Raw genomic sequence first — 15458 nt, 5'->3', positions numbered from 1 at the left:
ACCCGGCCCGAACATGCCGAAGCGATGGTCTACATCGCGATGATCATGACCATGTCCCGGCGCCTGGCGCGGTGACTCGGTTATGAGATGCGTTCTCAGGCATCGGTCCGGGTTGCGCACGCACGGCTGGCCGGTGCACGGGTCGAGCACTTCGTTCCGATCCTGCTCGAGCGGGCGGCCGCTGACTCGCTACGACGGCTCAGGATGGCCGACTGGTGACCGACCGCACCGCGGGAGCGGACCGGGGCGAACGCCAACGGTGACGGCCGGACCGGACGCGCCACTCGTCACTGCTGGCGCACGTGACCGATCGGTGCGCTAGCGGCCGGACCGCTCGTCCTCGTGCCGACCACGGGACGGAGACACGGCAATGGCCAGTGGCAGGCGCATGGTCGCCTGCTCCCCACCCCACCGGCGGTCATCGGCTGACGAGTGTTGCCGGCCCCGCGGCGGTGCGGAGCCGGCCCAGCCGACCGCACTCATCCGCTGCGCCTCGTCGCCGTCCGCCTGCTGCGCGACCCGGAGCGATCCCGGGTCCTTTCAGGCCGTCTGGCCACATCCCTCCACCCGAGGCGCACCAGGGCGCGGTAGAGGCCGTCGTCGTCGATGCGCCAGCTCACGATGGTGGCGGGCCGCCACGTCGCACTGTGGAAGACCTCAACCACCGCGGGGATCTTCCGGGCCGCGACGGCCGGGTGGGGTGCATGGCGAGACATGAGCGAACCGTAGGTAAGCGGTCACCGCCTCTGGGACGACGCGCCCGGTCACGCCCCCGACCCCGGAGGTCAGAGGACCGCGCGTCCCAGCCGTCCCTGCGGTGACCGGTCGGAGATGGACCGGCGCTGGCGACGCGCTCCGCGTGTCACCGGTCGTTCTCTGACGTACTGGGGCGCCGCGCTGACACACCGCCGTGGGACCTTCACACTCGTGGCCTTTCCCCGGCGAGGCAACTCACGGGCATCCTCTCCTTCGACGGTCACGGCGTGATGCCTCCTGGGCCGAATACCAATGGGCCACTTCGGCGTCGCTGACCGGACAGTCGTTCGGGCAGTCGAACTCGACCGGATGCTGGCCGGCCCAGCCGACAGCGGCCGATCGTCCGCAGCTGGGGCAGGGTTCCCAGGTGATCCGCTCACTCATTCCGGCTTCCAGACCGCCGTGTCCCGCGCCGGGTCTGATGGAGGCTCTCATCCGCCGTCCTTGAGCCGGGTCGTCTCGCAAGCCAAACCTGCTACGGCGACGCCCACACGATCCCGGAAGCACGGCGCCCGCGTCCCACACGGGATCCCCTGCGGGACGTCGCCACCGCCGGCGGCTGTGCGCCGAGACGAGCCGTCGAGAAGACGCCGGTCCGGGCGCCCCGACGGCGTCCGCGGACGCTCTGGCGCACCCGGATATCGGCGTATCTCGACGACCTGGTGGCCGCGTGGCGCCGTCCGCAGGACTGGGACGGGACCGCCGAGGCCGGCGGGATCACCATGCCGGCGCACGTCGCGGCGACCGTGGCGCTGAATGAGGTGCTGGTGCACGGCTGGGACCTCGCCGTCGCCACCGGTCAGGACTACAAGGCCGACCCGTCGTCGGTGAAGGCGTGCACGGGATTCGCTGAGCAGGTCGCGGCGGGCCGCAGCAGCCGGGCCTGTTCGGCCCGCCGGTGACCGTGCCGGACGACGCCCCGCCGCTGCACCGGCTGCTCGGCCTCACCGGCCGGGACCCCGGCTGACGCCCGCCGGCCTGACCCCGGCCTGCCCGCCGGTCAGACGACCGCCGGCGGCGGTGGGGGCGCGAACACCTGACGCTCGAACGCGTCGGAAGCGCGCAGGATCGTCGCCTCGTCGCCGTGCCTGCCGACCAGCATCATCCCCACCGGAAGGCCGCCGGCCATGGCGCAGGGCACGCTCATCGCGGGGTGGCCGGTGACGTCGAAGGGCGCGGTGTTGACGATCATCTCCAGTCCCCGCGCGCAGACCTCCTCGATCGAGGCGTCGGGGGCGGGGATCTCGGTGGCCACCATCGGCAGCGTCGGCATGACCAGCAGGTCGTGGTCGCGCAGCACCTCGTCGTAGGCGGCCCGCACCGTGCCGATCAGGTTCTGCGCCTTCGCGTAGTAGGCGCCGCCGTAGGTGTTGAGCATCCACTGGCCGGCCAGCAGGGTGAGCTTGACGGTGGGGGAGAACTGCTGGGCGTGCTCGGCGCGGCCGCGGGCGAAGTGCTCCAGCAGCCCGGTGGTGTAGCGGCCACGCCACCCGGTGCCCATGCCGTTCCCGGTGATCATGGTGTTGGCCATGCCCTCGCTGGCGACAGCGCTCCAGACCGGCATCACCATCGGGTGCCAGGGGATGGACACCTCCTCGACGACGGCGCCCAGCTTGGCCAGCTGGGTGACGGCGTCGCGCACCGCCGCGTCGACCTCGGGCTCGGACAGCCCGGCGATGGCGAAGCCCTCCCGGACGACGGCCAGCCGCAGCCCGGTCACGTCTCCGGTGAGCGCGTCGGTGTACGACGGCAACGGGGGCGGTGCCGACTGCGGGCCGCCCTGCCGGGGGTCGAACCCGTCGGGCCCGGCGAGGACGCCGAGCAGCAGGGCGACGTCGGCGGTGGTGCGGGCCATGGGCCCCAGGTGGTCCACGGTGGGCTCGATGGGCATCGCGCCGGTGTAGGGGACCAGGCCCCACGTCGGCTTCAGCCCGTAGATCCCGGTCCAGCCGGCCGGCATCCGCACCGATCCGCCCTGGTCGCCGCCGATGGCCATGTCGACCTCGCCGGCGGCCACGAGCACGGCGGACCCGCTGGAGGAACCACCGGCGGACCGGGTCAGGTCGTAGGGGTTGCGCACGGGGCCGGTGTCGGACGTGTGGCTGCCCCCGGAGAAGCACAGGTGCTCGCAGACCGACTTGCCGAGGATCGTGCCGCCGGCGTCGAGCACCCGCTCGACGACCGTGGCGTCGGCCTCGGGCAGGTACCCCTCCAGCGCCACCGTGCCGTTCATCATCGGCACCCCGGCCACGCACACGTTGTCCTTGACCGCCAGGGTCCTGCCCGCCAGGGGGCCGTCGGGCGCGCCCTCGATGCGCGTCTTGACGTACCAGGCGCCGTAGGGGTTGTCGGCCTCGGAAGGGCGCCCCCCGGGGCCCCGCGGGTACGACGTCGCCGGTACCGGCGCCTCCATGGCGTCCAGGGTGTCGTACCCGGCGAAGGCCCCTCCTTCCAGAATCGCCCCGTAGGTCGCCTGCTCCTTCTCGTCGAGCGTGAAGTGGAACCGCTCGGCGAGACGGGCCAGATCGTCAGGGGTCGGTCGCGCAACAGCCACGAGTGCACCTTTCCAGCGGGAACTGCTCGGACGCCCCAACGCTAAGAAGTCGTTGTTCCGGCGGGTTCCGAACCATTGTCGGAGGAGCGGACAAGTGCTCACAGGCAGCCGCATCCTCGTCCGCCTTCGGCCTCGCGCCCCGAAGACAGCACGATCTACCAGCAAGTTCGTCGCTCCGGACAGGCGGCCACTTTGTGAAATCGATCACCGGAATGGGTGACCGCCGCACCGTTCCAAGTTGTTCCGGAACAGAAATGCGGCGGCAACATCCGCTCCTTAGCGTCCGTCCCGGTCGTCCGCCAATGGTGCCCGAGGACGCCTGATCGCCCTTCTCGCACGCTGTCTCGAGCTGCCCTGACGGAGGTATTCCCCCTTGCTGCCACAGAACGACAGTCGCCGACTCCGCACCCGTCCGCCCCGCGGGCGGCTGGGCGCGGCCCTGGCTGCCCTCGCCGTGCTACTCAGCGCCTGCGGCGGGTCCGCGGATGCCGGCGGGGGAGCGGCCGGCGAGCCGCAGAGCGGGGGGACCCTCGCGATCGGGATCGAGTCCGACACCGACGTCCTGGACCCCCACCGCGCCGGCGGCTGGGTCACCTACCGCGTGAACCGGCAGATGTACGAGGCGCTCGTCGACGAGGACCTGACGAAGAGCTCCGAGGAGGCCCCGATCCCGGAGATCGTCCCCGGGCTGGCCGAGTCCTGGGACATCTCGCCCGACGGCCTCACCTACACGTTCCACCTGCGCGACGGGGTCACGTTCCACGACGGGACCGAGTTCAACGCCGACGCGGTCGTGTTCAACGTGCGGCGGATGACCGACCCGGGCTTCGAGTACTACGACGCCCGCTCCGCCGGGCAGACCGTGTTCGTCTGGCAGCACCTGGCCTCGGTCACCGCCACCGACCCGATGACCGTGCAGATGACCCTCACGCAGCCGTTCTCTCCGTTCCTGAGGCTGCTCACCCAGGGCGGCGGCGGGTCGACGGGCATCATCAGCCCGACGGCGCTGCAGCAGTACGGCAACGACGAGATCGCCGACCACCCGACCGGCACCGGCCCGTTCAGGTTCGTCGACCGGGTCCGGGGTCAGCGGATCACGCTCGAGCGCAACGACGACTACTGGGGTGAGAAGCCCTACCTGGACCAGGTCGTCTTCCGTCCGCTGCCCGATCCCTCCACCCGGGTCTCCGCCCTGCGCGCCGGCGAGGTCGACATGATCTCCGTCCCCTCCCCGGACAGCGTCGCCAGCCTCGAGGAGGCCGGCTTCACCGTGGACTACAGCAACGCGCCGCACCTCTGGTACCTCAGCTTCAACATGACCGACCCGATCTTCTCCGACGTCCGGGTGCGGCAGGCCGTCAACTACGCGATCAACCGGGAGGGCATGGCGGAGGACCTGCTCCGCGGCACGGTCAACCCCGCCTACAGCGTGCTGCCGCCGGCCAACTCGGCCTACCAGGAGAACCAGGAGACCTACGCGTACGACCCGGAGCGGGCCAGGCAGCTGCTGGCCGAGGCCGGCTACGCGGACGGCTTCTCGACCACCCTCATGACCTCGGTCGACGGTTCCGGGCAGATCGTGCCGGTCCCGATGGCCGAGTACATCCAGCAGGACCTGGCCAAGGTCGGGATCGACGTGCAGCTCGACACCACCGAGTGGATCTCGTACCTCAGCAAGTGGGCCGAAGGGTTGCCGCCCGGCACCGGCATGGGGCAGATGTCCTGGGGGATGACCACGCCCTACTGGATCAACATCGTCACCAACTCGAGTCTGCAGGCGCCCAACGGCTCGAACGTCGGGCACTACAGCAACCCCGAGCTGGACGCACTGATGCAGCAGGCGGCGACCGCCACGGACGAGGCCACCGCCGACGAGCTGTGGCGCCAGGCGGCCCAGATGATCGACCAGGACGCGGCGCTGGCGCCGATCGTGAACGACAAGGCGCCCTACGTGCTCTCCGGCGACGTACAGGGGTTCGTGAACCCCAGTGAGGAGTGGTGGGACCTCAAGACGGTGTGGCTGTCCTGATGGCCGGCTACCTCCTCCGTCGCCTGGGGGGCATGGTCCTGGTCCTGCTGGGGGTCTCGCTGCTGGTCTTCCTGATCATGCAGCTGGTCCCCGGGGACCCGGCCCGAACCCTGCTGGGCCCGACCGCCACCGCGGAGGCCATCGCCGCGGTGCGGCAGGACCTCGGCCTGAACCAGCCGCTGGTCAACCAGTACCTCGACTACCTCGGGGGGCTGCTGCGGGGCGACCTCAACAACTCGCTCGTGATGGCCCAGCCGGTGACCGAGATCGTCTTCCCCAAGCTGGGCAACACCATCATCCTGGCCGCCGGGGCGCTGGTGATCTGCCTGGTGGTCGGCGTCCCCCTGGGGGTGCTGGCGGCCACCCGCCAGTACTCGCTGTTCGACCGTGGCGCGATGTTCCTGTCCCTGGCTGGCGCCAGTGTCCCGGTCTACTGGGCGGCGCTGGTTGCGATCAGCATCTTCGCCCTGCAGCTGGGGTGGCTGCCGACGTCGGGGATGTACGACGTGCGCAACCCCGGCGGGTTCGGGGATCTGCTGCTGCACCTGGTGCTGCCGGCGGCCACGGCGGCGGTCGTGCCCACGGCCGTCATCGCCCGGCTCACCCGCAGCGTGATGGTGGAGGCGCTGCAGCAGGACCACATCCGGATGCTGCGGGCCAACGGCGTCTCCGAGCGGCAGATCGTCTGGCGGCACGCTCTGCGCAACGCACTGCCGCCGATCGTCAACATCGTCGGCCTCCAGGTCGGTTACCTGCTGGGCGGCGTCATCTTCATCGAGGTGGTCTTCAGCTGGCCGGGCCTCGGCGGCCAGCTCTACACCTCGATCACCGCCAACGACATGCCGATCATCCAGGCCGGCGTGCTGTTCATCGCGGTGGTCTTCGTCGTCGTCAACCTCGTCGCCGACATCGTCGTGGCGCTGCTCGACCCACGTACCCGGGAGGCCGTCCGATGAGCTCCACCACCCTCGACGGGACCGCGCTCAGCCCGGTCCCGTCGGTCGACGCGGTCGCCTCCGCCGTCAAGCGCCGGTCCAAGCCGGCGTTGATGTGGCGGGCGCTGCGGCGGGACAAGGCGGCCGTCATCTCCATCGGCGTGCTGCTCGTCCTCGCCCTGGTGTCGGTCTTCGCCCCGCTGATCGCGCCCTACGACCCGCTGGAGGGCGACGCCACCCAGCGGCTGGAGGGCATCGGCACTGCCGGGCACCTGCTCGGGTTGGACGGGCAGGGCCGGGACATCCTGTCCCGGCTCATCCACGGCGGTCGCTACTCGCTGACCGTGGCGGTCCTGCCGGTCCTGGTGGCCGGGCCGATCGCGCTGCTGATCGGGATGTCCGCCGGCTACTTCGGTGGGCGCGTGGGCGACGCGGTCATGCGCGTGCTCGACGTGCTGTTCGCCTTCCCGGTGGTGCTGCTGGCCATTGCCATCGCGGCGGTCCTCGGCCCGGGCCTGCTCAACGTGATGCTGGCCATCGGCATCACGATGGTCCCCTACATGGCCCGGGTGGTGTACACGGCCACCGTCCAGGAGTCGGCCAAGGAGTACGTCGAGGCGGCCCGGGCGGCCGGCGCCACCCAGGGGCAGATCCTGCGCCAGCAGCTGCTGCCCAACGTGCTCTCCCCGTTGGTCGTCTACGGCACCAGCCTGTGCGGTCTGATGATCGTGCTGGCTGCCGGCCTGAGCTTTCTGGGCGTCGGCGTCACGCCACCGGCCCCGGACTGGGGCGTCATGACCAGTGACGGCCGCAGCGTCCTGCTCGAGGGCTACGGCCACGTGGCGACGATCCCCGGGATCGTCATCCTCGTCGCCGCCCTCGCCTTCAACCTGATCGGGGACGGCGTGCGCGATGCCCTCGACCCGCACAAGCAGACCAGTTGAGCCAGCACAGACCGCCATCGGGTACCGGCGCGCGCCCTCGGGCCGGCGCCGGGCCGGCGGCAGGAGGAGGCACCACGATGGAGGCACCACTGCTGAGGGTGGAGGGGTTGCAGACCCACTTCGCCTCGGAGCTCGGGACGATCAAGGCGGTGGACGGCGTCACGTTCGACGTGCCGCGCGGCGGCGTCCTGGGGATGGTCGGGGAGTCCGGGTCTGGCAAGAGCGTGACCGGGCTGTCGATCCTGCGCCTGCTGGGGTCGAGGAACGCGACGATCGCCGGGGGCCGGATCCTGTTCAAGGGCGAGGACCTGCTGCAGAAGTCCGAGGCGGAGATGCGCCAGATCCGTGGCGGCAGTATCTCGATGGTCTTCCAGAACGCGATGACCAGCCTGGACCCGTTCTTCCGCATCGGTGACCAGCTGGCGGAGGTCATCAAGCTGCACCAGGGGCTGCGCGGGAAGGCGGCCCGCGACCGGGCGCTGCACGCCCTCGAGCTCGTCCGCATCCCCGACCCGGTGGCCAAGCTCAAGAGCTACCCGCACCAGCTCAGCGGCGGACAGCGGCAGCGCGTGGTCATCGCCCTGGCGCTGGCCTGCGAGCCCGACCTGCTCATCGCCGACGAGCCGACCACCGCACTCGACGCGACGGTTCAAAAGCAGATCATCGACCTGCTGCTGGACATCAACCGTGAGCTCGGGACGGCGATCGTGATGATCACCCACGACATGGGGGTGGTCGCGCACATGTGCCAGACGGTCGCGGTCATGTACGCCGGCCGGATCGTCGAGCACGGCGCGGTCGAGGACGTCCTCCGGTCTCCGGAGCACCCCTACACGCGGGGCCTGATGGCTTCCGTGCCGCGGCTGCACACCGAGGCCTCCGCGGCGGGGCGGACCCGGCAGCGGCTGTACCAGATCGGTGGCTCCGCGCCGCTGCCCCTGCGGCTCACCGACGGGTGCGCCTTCGCCCCGCGGTGCCCGGAGGTCGGGCCGGAGTGCTGGACGGTCGACCCGCCCACCGTGGGGTTCCGGGATGGTCAGGAGGCGGTCTGCCACCGCCGGGCGGAGGAGACGGTGGAGGAGGACCTGCGTGTCCGGGCGTAACGTCCTGATCCAGGCGCGGGACCTGCGCAAGGTCTACGCGCAGCCTGCGCTCCTCGGGAAGGGAACCGAGTTCGTCGCCGTGCAGGGGGCGACCTTCGACGTCGCGCGCGGCGAGACGTTCGGCCTGATCGGCGAGTCCGGTTCGGGCAAGACCACGATCGGCCGGATGCTGCTGCGGCTCATCGAGCCGACCAGCGGCTACATCGGCTTCGACGGCTACGACGTCACCAGGCTGCCGAAGAAGGCGATGCGGCGGCTGCGCCAGCGGATGCAGATCGTCTTCCAGGACTCCGGCTCGGCGTTCAACCCGCGACGGGCCGTGGGCGAGCAGGTGGCCTTCCCCATGCGCCAGTTCGGGCTGTGCCCGCCGAACGAGGTCCGGGACCGGGTCGTCGAGCTCCTGGAGCACGTCGGGCTGCGCGCCGACCAGGCAGACCGCTACCCGCACGAGTTCTCCGGAGGGCAGCGCCAGCGGCTGGGCATCGCGCGGGCCCTGGCCAGCGAGCCGGAGTTCCTGCTGCTGGACGAGCCACCTCGGCCCTGGACGTGTCGGTGCAGGCCCAGATCCTCAACCTGCTGCAACAGCTGCAGGAGGAGCGCGGGCTGACGATGCTGCTCATCACCCACAACCTGGCGGTGGTCCAGCACATGTGCGACCGGGCCGCGGTCCTGAACCGCGGTGAGATCGTCGAGATGGGTGACTGCGACACGCTCTTCCGTGCGCCGCGAACCGACGTGACCCGGCAGCTGCTGGACGCCGTCCTCGAGCCGACGGCAGCGGCATGACGCCCGATCCGGCGGCAGTGGCGCTCCGTGCGACCCTGACCGCCTGCGGCCTCGACCTGGCCGACGCCGAGCTCGCCGCGCTGGCCGCCGAGGACGTCTCGGCAGCCACGGCGATGCGACTGCGGCACCTGCCGCTGCGCGACGTCGAGCCGGCCCGGCCGGTGCTGCACCCGTCGGCGTCCGGGCCGGCCGAGCAGCGGGCCCCGGCCGGCACGCCGGCCGCGTCCCCGCGCCGGGGGACCGGCGGGCCGGACGACCCGGCCGGGCTCGGCCTGCAGGACGCGGCCGCGCTCGTGGCGGCGGGTGAGCTGAGCCCCACCGAGCTGACCCGAGCGGTGCTGGACCGCATCGACCGTCTCGATCCGGCGCTGGAGTCCTACGTCGAGGTCTACGCCGAGGAGGCCCTGACCGCGGCGAAGGAGGCCGAGGAGGAGCTCCGCCTCGGTCGTTCCCGCGGTCCGCTGCACGGGCTGCCGGTCGCGCTCAAGGACCTCTACGACGTCACCGGCCGTCCGACGCTGGCCGGCTCGGAGGTCCGGGCCGGCCACGTGGCCGACGAGGACTCCGAGATCACCCGGCGGCTGCGCGAGGCGGGGGCGGTGCTGCTCGGCAAGACCGTGACCCACGAGTTCGCCTTCGGGGTGGTCTCGGCGCCCACTCACAACCCCTGGGACCTGGGTACCGTGCCCGGCGGCTCCAGCGGCGGCTCGGGGGCGGCCGTGGCCGCTGACCTGTGCCTCATGGCGATGGGCACGGACACCGGCGGGTCGATCCGCATCCCGGCGGGGTTGTGCGGGGTCGTCGGGCTCAAGCCGACGTTCGGCCGGGTGAGCAAGCGCGGCGTCGCGCCGCTGAGCTGGTCGCTCGACCACGCCGGGCCGCTGGCCAAGACCGTCGGCGACGCAGCGCTGGCCCTGCAGGTGCTCGCCGGGTACGACCCGATGGACCCCAGCTCCATCGACGTGCCCGTCGACGACTACCTCTCGGGCCTGTCGGCCGGGGTCGATGGGCTGCGGGTCGGCGTCCCGACGAACTTCTTCTTCGACGTCACCGACCCCGGTGTCGAAGCCGCCGTGCGCGCCGCGCTGCAGGTCCTGGCCGACGCCGGCGCCGCTCTGGTCGAGGTCGAGATCCCGGAGGCCGACCTCGCCGCGGACGTCGTCTCCGTCCTGGCGGGGGTCGAGTCGAGCGCGATCCACCAGGAGGAGATCCGCCGGCTGCCGGACGCCTACACCAAGGAGGTGCGGGGCAAGCTGCGCGCCGGCGAGCTGGTCAGCGGGACGACGTACGTCAACGCCCAGCGGGCCCGGGCGCTGGTGCAGCGGGGGTTTGCCGCCGCGTTCGACCGGGTCGACGTGGTGGCGACCCCGACTCTGGCGATCCCCGCGCCGCCGTACGGCTCCACCACTGCCCTGCTGCGCGGGGAGGAGCGCCCCATCCTCTTCGCGCTGAACTGCCTCACGGCACCGGCCAACGCCGCGGGTCTGCCCGCCCTCTCGGTGCCGTGCGGGTTCACCGGCTCCGGGCTCCCGGTCGGGCTGCAGCTGATGGGCCGGCCGTTCGACGAGGCCACGGTGCTGCGGGCCGGTGCCGCCTACGAGGCCGCCACGACCTGGCACCTGCACTCCCCGCCCCTGCCCGCCTGAGCCGCGTCCGCGAGCCGGCCCGTCTCCTCGCGGGCGGGCCGGCCCGCGGGCGTACCCCGTCCCGTCCACCGACCGTCCACCAGGGAGGAGCCGTCCCATGTCCACCCAGTCCCGCGAGCTCGTCGGGGAGGCGCTGCAGATCGCCGCCCGCACCGCCCGGCTCGACCTCAGCCCCGAGCGGCTCGAGGCCGTCGCCCCCATGGTCAACTCGATCTACGCCATGCTCGACACGCTCGACGAGGTGCCGCTGGGGGAGACCCCGCCGGCCACCGCGTTCGACGCCCGCTGGGAGTGACCGTGGAGCCCTACCAGCTGTCGCTGTCCCAGGCCGCCGCGGCGATCTCGGCCAAGGAGCTGTCCCCGGTCGAGCTGATCGACTCGGTGCTCGCCCGCATCGACGCCGTCGAGCCCCGGCTCAACGCGTTCGCCACCGTCACCGCGGACCGCGCCCGCAAGACCGCCGCCGATGCGGCCCAGGAGATCGTCGAGGGCACCTACCGCGGACCGCTGCACGGCCTGCCACTCGGCGTGAAGGACCTCTACGAGACCGCGGGCGTCCCGACGACGTCCAGCTCCCAGGTCAGGGCCAGTTTCATGCCCGACACCGACGCCGCCATGGTCGCCGACCTCCTCGAGGCCGGCATGGTCATGGTCGGCAAGACCCACACCCACGAGTTCGCCTACGGCGCCACCACCCCGACGTCCCGCAACCCGTGGGACCTCGAGCGGGTGCCCGGCGGGTCCAGCGGCGGCTCCGGCGCGGCGGTCGCCGCCGGTGAATGCCTGGTCGGCCTGGGCAGCGACACCGGTGGCTCGATCCGCATCCCGGCCGCGGTGTGCGGCACCGTCGGCCTCAAGCCGACCTACGGGCGGATCTCCCGTCGCGGGGTCGCCTCGCTGTCCTGGTCGCTGGACCACGTGGGTCCGCTGACCCGCAACGTGGTGGACGCCGCGCACGTGCTGGCCGCCACCGCCGGCTACGACCGGTCCGATCCGGCCTCGATTGACGCGCCGGTGCCGGACTACGTGGGTGAGCTGGCGGCGGCCGAGGGCAGGGACCTGACCGGGCTGCGGGTCGGGGTCCCGACCGACCTCTACTTCGACCGGGTCGACCCGCGGGTCGAGGCGTCGGTCCGGGCGGGGATCGCGCAGCTGGAGCGCCTGGGCGCCTCGCTGGTCGAGGTCGGCGTCCCGTACGCCAGGCAGATGCGGGCGGTGTCCTGGGGCATCCTCGGTCCCGAGGCCAGCTCCTACCACCAGGAGGACCTGCGGAACTCGCCCGACCTGTACACCGAGGAGGTGCGCGTCGCGCTGGAGGCCGGGGAGCTGGTGCTGGCCACCGACTACATCAATGCGCTGCGGGTGCGGACGCTGATCCAGTCGGCGTGGCGGGAGATGTTCACCCGCATCGACGTCCTGGCCGCGCCCGCCGTGCCGGTGCCCGCACCGCCCGCGGACGCCGAGGTCGTCACCTGGGACGACGGCGTCACCGAGCGCCCGACCGACTGCCTGGTCCGGCTGTCGGTCCCGGCGAACATCACCGGCCTGCCGGCGCTCGCGCTGCCCTGCGGGTTCACCACCGAGGGGCTCCCGGTGGGCATGCAGCTCATCGGCCGGCCGCTGGAGGAGAGCACGCTGCTCGTCGCCGGGCAGGCCTTCGAGGCCGCGACCGACACCGTGGGGCGGCTCGCCCCGCTCTGAGCTCCCGGCCTCCCCGCGACCAGGCGCCGCTCCCTCACGGGGGAGCGGCGCCTGGTTTCGTCCGATCGGCCTCCGCTCGGTCACTCTCAGCCGCCGAATCCGATCCGGCTCCAGCTCCAGCCGGCCAGCTCCGGCCGCGCCGCCGTCACCACCGCCCGCAGCAGCGCGGCCGCCGCGGACTGCGAGCCGACGACGGCGCGCAGGGCCAGCACGTCGTCGTCCAGCGCCGAGACGCCCGCCGCGTCGCCGGCCACCGCCGCGGCGACCTCCCGGACCCCCGCCAGGAGCGCGCCGTCGCCCGGGCCGGTCAGGAGGAGGCTCACCAGGTGCCCGGTCCCGGCGGAGCCGGCCCGGTGCCGCTCGGCCCGCACCGGGTCGCGGACCACCAGCTTCCCGTCGACCAGCAGGTCGGTGGTCGAGTCCAGCCGGTCCGGCGCCCAGACCTCGCCGGTGGCCACCCGCCCGGGCGACAGCACGCCGCCCACAGCCGCCCAGGCACCCCGCTCGACGTGCACCTCGGTGGTCACCTCCGAGCGGGACCGGCGCAGCGGCACCAGCGCGTGGGGGAGCAGGACCACCGCCCCCCGGCCGCCACCTCGACCCGGGTGGTCATCCGCTCGACGTCCCCGGCCCGGCCCGGCAGCAGCTGGGTGGGGGCCGGGTCGGAGACGACCAGGCCCGCGCCGGCCGCCACCCGGACCCCCACGTCGACCGCGTCGCCGGCCGCGAGGCCGGCGCTGTCGCTGGTCACCAGCAGGACGTCCGGGCCGCGCAGCACCGGGTGGTGGACGCCGTGCAGCGGGCCGGACGCCGTGGACCGCACGCGCAGCCGGCCGGCGGCGTCGGGCGCCGCCGTGCAGTCCAGGCGCGCGCGGACCGTGGGGCGGGGCGGCGGTGCCACCGGCTGCCGCAGCCCGGCGGACCCGCGTCCGGCCGCCGCCCGCGGTGTCGCGGAGGCCGGGGCCGCGGGCGTCAGGGTCACGGGGCGGGCATCCAGGAGGCGACCAGCCCGGCGACCCCCTTGATCGAGTCCGGGTCGCGGTTGGAGGCCACCACGAAGGGGTCGGCGCCCCGCGCGGCCGCCAGGTCGCGCTCGAAGACCGCGACCGAGGCGCCCACCTGCTCGGCGATGTCGCTCTTGTTCACCACCACCAGGTCGGAGTCGGTGATGCCAGGACCGCCCTTGCTGGAGATCTTGTCGCCGGCGCCCACGTCGATGACGCAGATCCAGCGGTGCACCAGCTCCCGGGAGAAGGTCGCGGTCAGGTTGTCCCCGCCGGACTCGAGGAAGACGACGTCCAGGCCGGGCCGGCGGTCGACCAGCCCGGTGACCGCCGCGTCGTTGACCGACACGTCGTCCCGGATGGCGGCGTGCGGGCAGCCGCCGGTGGCGACGCCGACGATGAGCTCCTGCGGCAGGACGCCGGAGCGGGTGACGATGTCAGCGTCGACGGTGGTGTAGACGTCGTTGGTGACGACGCCGCAGCGGATGCCCTCGGCGCCGAGCACCCGCACCAGCTCGATCATCAGCGTGGTCTTGCCCGACCCGATCGGCCCGGCGATGCCCACCCGCAGCGGCCGGGCCGGCAGCTCGGCGGCCGGGTCAGGTGAGGAACATCCCGGACGGCCGGTGCTCGTGTCGTGCCTGTGCCAGCTCCCATCCGGGTGCGAATGCATGCCACTCCCCATGTGCGCGCCGCTCCTGCCGCGTGGTTGGGCATCACCGCTCGGGATGCCGGGACGGCCACCCCATGGCGTCGACGGAGGACGGCGAGAGCACCTCGTCGAGAACCATTACTGCCGACCCCAGGACGCTGGCCCGCCCGCCCAGCGCGCTGGCGACAATCTGCAGCTGGCGGGTGGCCAGGGCATTGGAGCGCTGGTAGACGACCTCGCGGATGCCCGGTAGCAGGTACTCCTCCGCTCGCGCGAGATCGCCGCCGAGGACCATGACCGCCGGGTTGAGCAGGTTGACCGCGCCGGCGAGGACCTCGCCCATCCGGCGGCCGGCCTCCCGCACGACCCTGACCGCCTCGGCCTGTCCGTCCTGGGCCTGCTCCACGACGTCCAGGAGGTGGGACACCGACAGGCCGGCCGCCTGCAGCTGGGCGATGAGGGCAGGGCCGCCGGCCAGCGCCTCCAGGCACCCTTCCAACCCGCAGTGGCACGGGACGCCGGCGCCGTCGTGCACCCGGATGTGCCCGATGTCGCCCGCGGCCCCGAGGGCTCCCCGCTGGAGCCGGCCTCCCGCGATGATGCCCGCGCCGATCCCGGTGGAGGCCTTGACGAAGAGCAGGTCCTCGACCTGCCCCCGGTGTACCGCGTACTGCTCCCCGAGCGCCATGACGTTCACGTCGTTGTCCACGAGCACCGGCACCGGGAAGCGGGCTCGCACGAGCGGGGCGAGCACCACCTCGTCCCAGGCAGGCATGATCGGCGGCCGGACGATCCGGCCGGCGGCGAACTCGACCGTGCCCGGCACGCTCACGCCCAGCCCGAGCACCTCCCCCGGGTCGCGACCGCACTTCTCGAGCAACTCGTCGAACCGGTCGAGCAGGGCCGGCACCACCACCTCGGGCCCGTCCCCGACGACCAGGTCGGCCCGGCTCTCGAGGACCACCGTGCCGGTGAGGTCGCAGACGGCCACGCGGGCGCGGGTGGCTCCCAGGGAGGCGATCAGGACCACGCCCCCGTCCGGGTTGAGTTCCAGCCGCGACGGTCGCCGTCCTCCGGTCGAGGGTGCGAACGAGCGCTCGACGACGAGCCCTCGACTCGTCAGCTGGTCCAGTCGCAGGCTCACGGCGCTGCGCGACAGGCCCGTGGCGCGGCCGACCTCGGTGCGTGTCGTCGCCGCACCGGTGCGGATGAGCTGCAACACGGTCCCCGCCGATGCCGGCGTGGGCGCCCGTTCTGATTGCACGACGCCTCCTCCGGCGCAGCCTCGTCCGGCACATCGGACTCGCCGCGAGCATACTTCGGTTTGCCGTCGTACCGAAGTGCCCCC

Annotated in this window: 16 protein-coding genes; 11 read left to right on the top strand and 5 right to left on the bottom strand. The window is 72.7% G+C overall.

All coding sequences use genetic code 11. From position 1 onward, the window contains the following. Nucleotides 1-87: 87 nt before the first annotated feature. On the top strand, nt 88-219 hold the full coding sequence (locus CNO22_RS30095; protein WP_408609697.1) for a three-helix bundle dimerization domain-containing protein: 132 nt from the start codon (nt 88-90) through the stop codon (nt 217-219). Nucleotides 220-1250: 1031 nt separating this feature from the next. Next, nucleotides 1251-1658 (top strand): TIGR03086 family metal-binding protein, encoded by a 408-nt coding sequence (locus CNO22_RS29960; protein WP_100499297.1) that lies wholly within the window; start codon nt 1251-1253, stop codon nt 1656-1658. 98 nt (nt 1659-1756) lie between these two features. Here the strand turns inward: CNO22_RS29960 and CNO22_RS10400 are convergent, their stop codons facing one another. Then, nucleotides 1757-3310, bottom strand: coding sequence for an amidase (locus tag CNO22_RS10400; protein WP_100499296.1), 1554 nt, complete (start codon nt 3308-3310; stop codon nt 1757-1759). Between the two features lie 373 nt (nt 3311-3683). On the opposite strand from CNO22_RS10400, the gene CNO22_RS10395 reads away from it, so the two are divergent. From CNO22_RS10395 to CNO22_RS10360, 9 genes are all read left to right on the top strand, one after another. Beyond that, nucleotides 3684-5339 carry an ABC transporter substrate-binding protein gene (locus tag CNO22_RS10395; protein WP_198588232.1) on the top strand — a complete coding sequence of 552 codons (1656 nt, stop codon included), beginning with the start codon at nt 3684-3686 and terminating at the stop codon, nt 5337-5339. Continuing rightward, a complete protein-coding gene (locus tag CNO22_RS10390) occupies nt 5339-6295 on the top strand; it encodes an ABC transporter permease (RefSeq protein ID WP_100499295.1) in 957 nt (318 codons plus the stop codon). The genes CNO22_RS10395 and CNO22_RS10390 overlap by 1 nt, the downstream gene beginning before the upstream one ends. After that, the gene (locus CNO22_RS10385) at nt 6292-7218 is read left to right on the top strand and encodes an ABC transporter permease (protein ID WP_100499294.1); all 927 of its coding nucleotides are present in this window, start codon (nt 6292-6294) and stop codon (nt 7216-7218) included. The genes CNO22_RS10390 and CNO22_RS10385 overlap by 4 nt, the downstream gene beginning before the upstream one ends. 77 nt (nt 7219-7295) lie before the next feature. After that, nucleotides 7296-8321 (top strand): ABC transporter ATP-binding protein, encoded by a 1026-nt coding sequence (locus CNO22_RS10380; protein WP_100499293.1) that lies wholly within the window; start codon nt 7296-7298, stop codon nt 8319-8321. Further along, nucleotides 8308-8928: an ATP-binding cassette domain-containing protein gene (locus CNO22_RS10375; RefSeq protein WP_198588230.1), complete on the top strand. Its 621-nt coding sequence runs from the start codon at nt 8308-8310 to the stop codon at nt 8926-8928. Before CNO22_RS10380 ends, CNO22_RS10375 begins: the two co-directional genes overlap by 14 nt. After that, nucleotides 8874-9107, top strand: coding sequence for a hypothetical protein (locus CNO22_RS28255; RefSeq protein WP_198588229.1), 234 nt, complete (start codon nt 8874-8876; stop codon nt 9105-9107). Before CNO22_RS10375 ends, CNO22_RS28255 begins: the two co-directional genes overlap by 55 nt. Further along, nucleotides 9104-10753 (top strand): amidase, encoded by a 1650-nt coding sequence (locus CNO22_RS10370; protein WP_232806936.1) that lies wholly within the window; start codon nt 9104-9106, stop codon nt 10751-10753. Before CNO22_RS28255 ends, CNO22_RS10370 begins: the two co-directional genes overlap by 4 nt. A 97-nt stretch (nt 10754-10850) precedes the next feature. Further along, nucleotides 10851-11048, top strand: coding sequence for an Asp-tRNA(Asn)/Glu-tRNA(Gln) amidotransferase subunit GatC (locus tag CNO22_RS10365; RefSeq protein ID WP_100499292.1), 198 nt, complete (start codon nt 10851-10853; stop codon nt 11046-11048). A gap of 2 nt (nt 11049-11050) precedes the next feature. Next, on the top strand, nt 11051-12454 hold the full coding sequence (locus CNO22_RS10360; protein ID WP_100499291.1) for an amidase: 1404 nt from the start codon (nt 11051-11053) through the stop codon (nt 12452-12454). Between the two features lie 86 nt (nt 12455-12540). Here CNO22_RS10360 and CNO22_RS27275 read toward each other — a convergent pair whose 3' ends face one another. From CNO22_RS27275 to CNO22_RS10345, 4 genes are read right to left on the bottom strand one after another with little or no spacing between them, the layout of a single operon-like run. After that, nucleotides 12541-13032: an urease accessory protein UreD gene (locus CNO22_RS27275; protein WP_108724368.1), complete on the bottom strand. Its 492-nt coding sequence runs from the start codon at nt 13030-13032 to the stop codon at nt 12541-12543. After that, complete coding sequence (locus tag CNO22_RS29955) at nt 12978-13436, bottom strand: urease accessory protein UreD (protein ID WP_157936882.1); 459 nt, start codon at nt 13434-13436, stop codon at nt 12978-12980. The genes CNO22_RS27275 and CNO22_RS29955 overlap by 55 nt, the downstream gene beginning before the upstream one ends. Further along, entirely contained in the window at nt 13433-14131 is a 699-nt protein-coding gene (gene ureG, locus CNO22_RS10350) for an urease accessory protein UreG (RefSeq protein WP_100499289.1), read from the bottom strand. The genes CNO22_RS29955 and ureG overlap by 4 nt, the downstream gene beginning before the upstream one ends. Before the next feature lie 43 nt (nt 14132-14174). Continuing rightward, a complete protein-coding gene (locus CNO22_RS10345) occupies nt 14175-15332 on the bottom strand; it encodes an ROK family transcriptional regulator (RefSeq protein WP_198588228.1) in 1158 nt (385 codons plus the stop codon). Nucleotides 15333-15458: the final 126 nt, after the last annotated feature.

This window comes from Geodermatophilus chilensis (genome assembly GCF_002802985.1).
GTDB lineage: Bacteria > Actinomycetota > Actinomycetes > Mycobacteriales > Geodermatophilaceae > Geodermatophilus > Geodermatophilus chilensis.
This window is presented reverse-complemented; position numbering and strand designations above follow the sequence as displayed.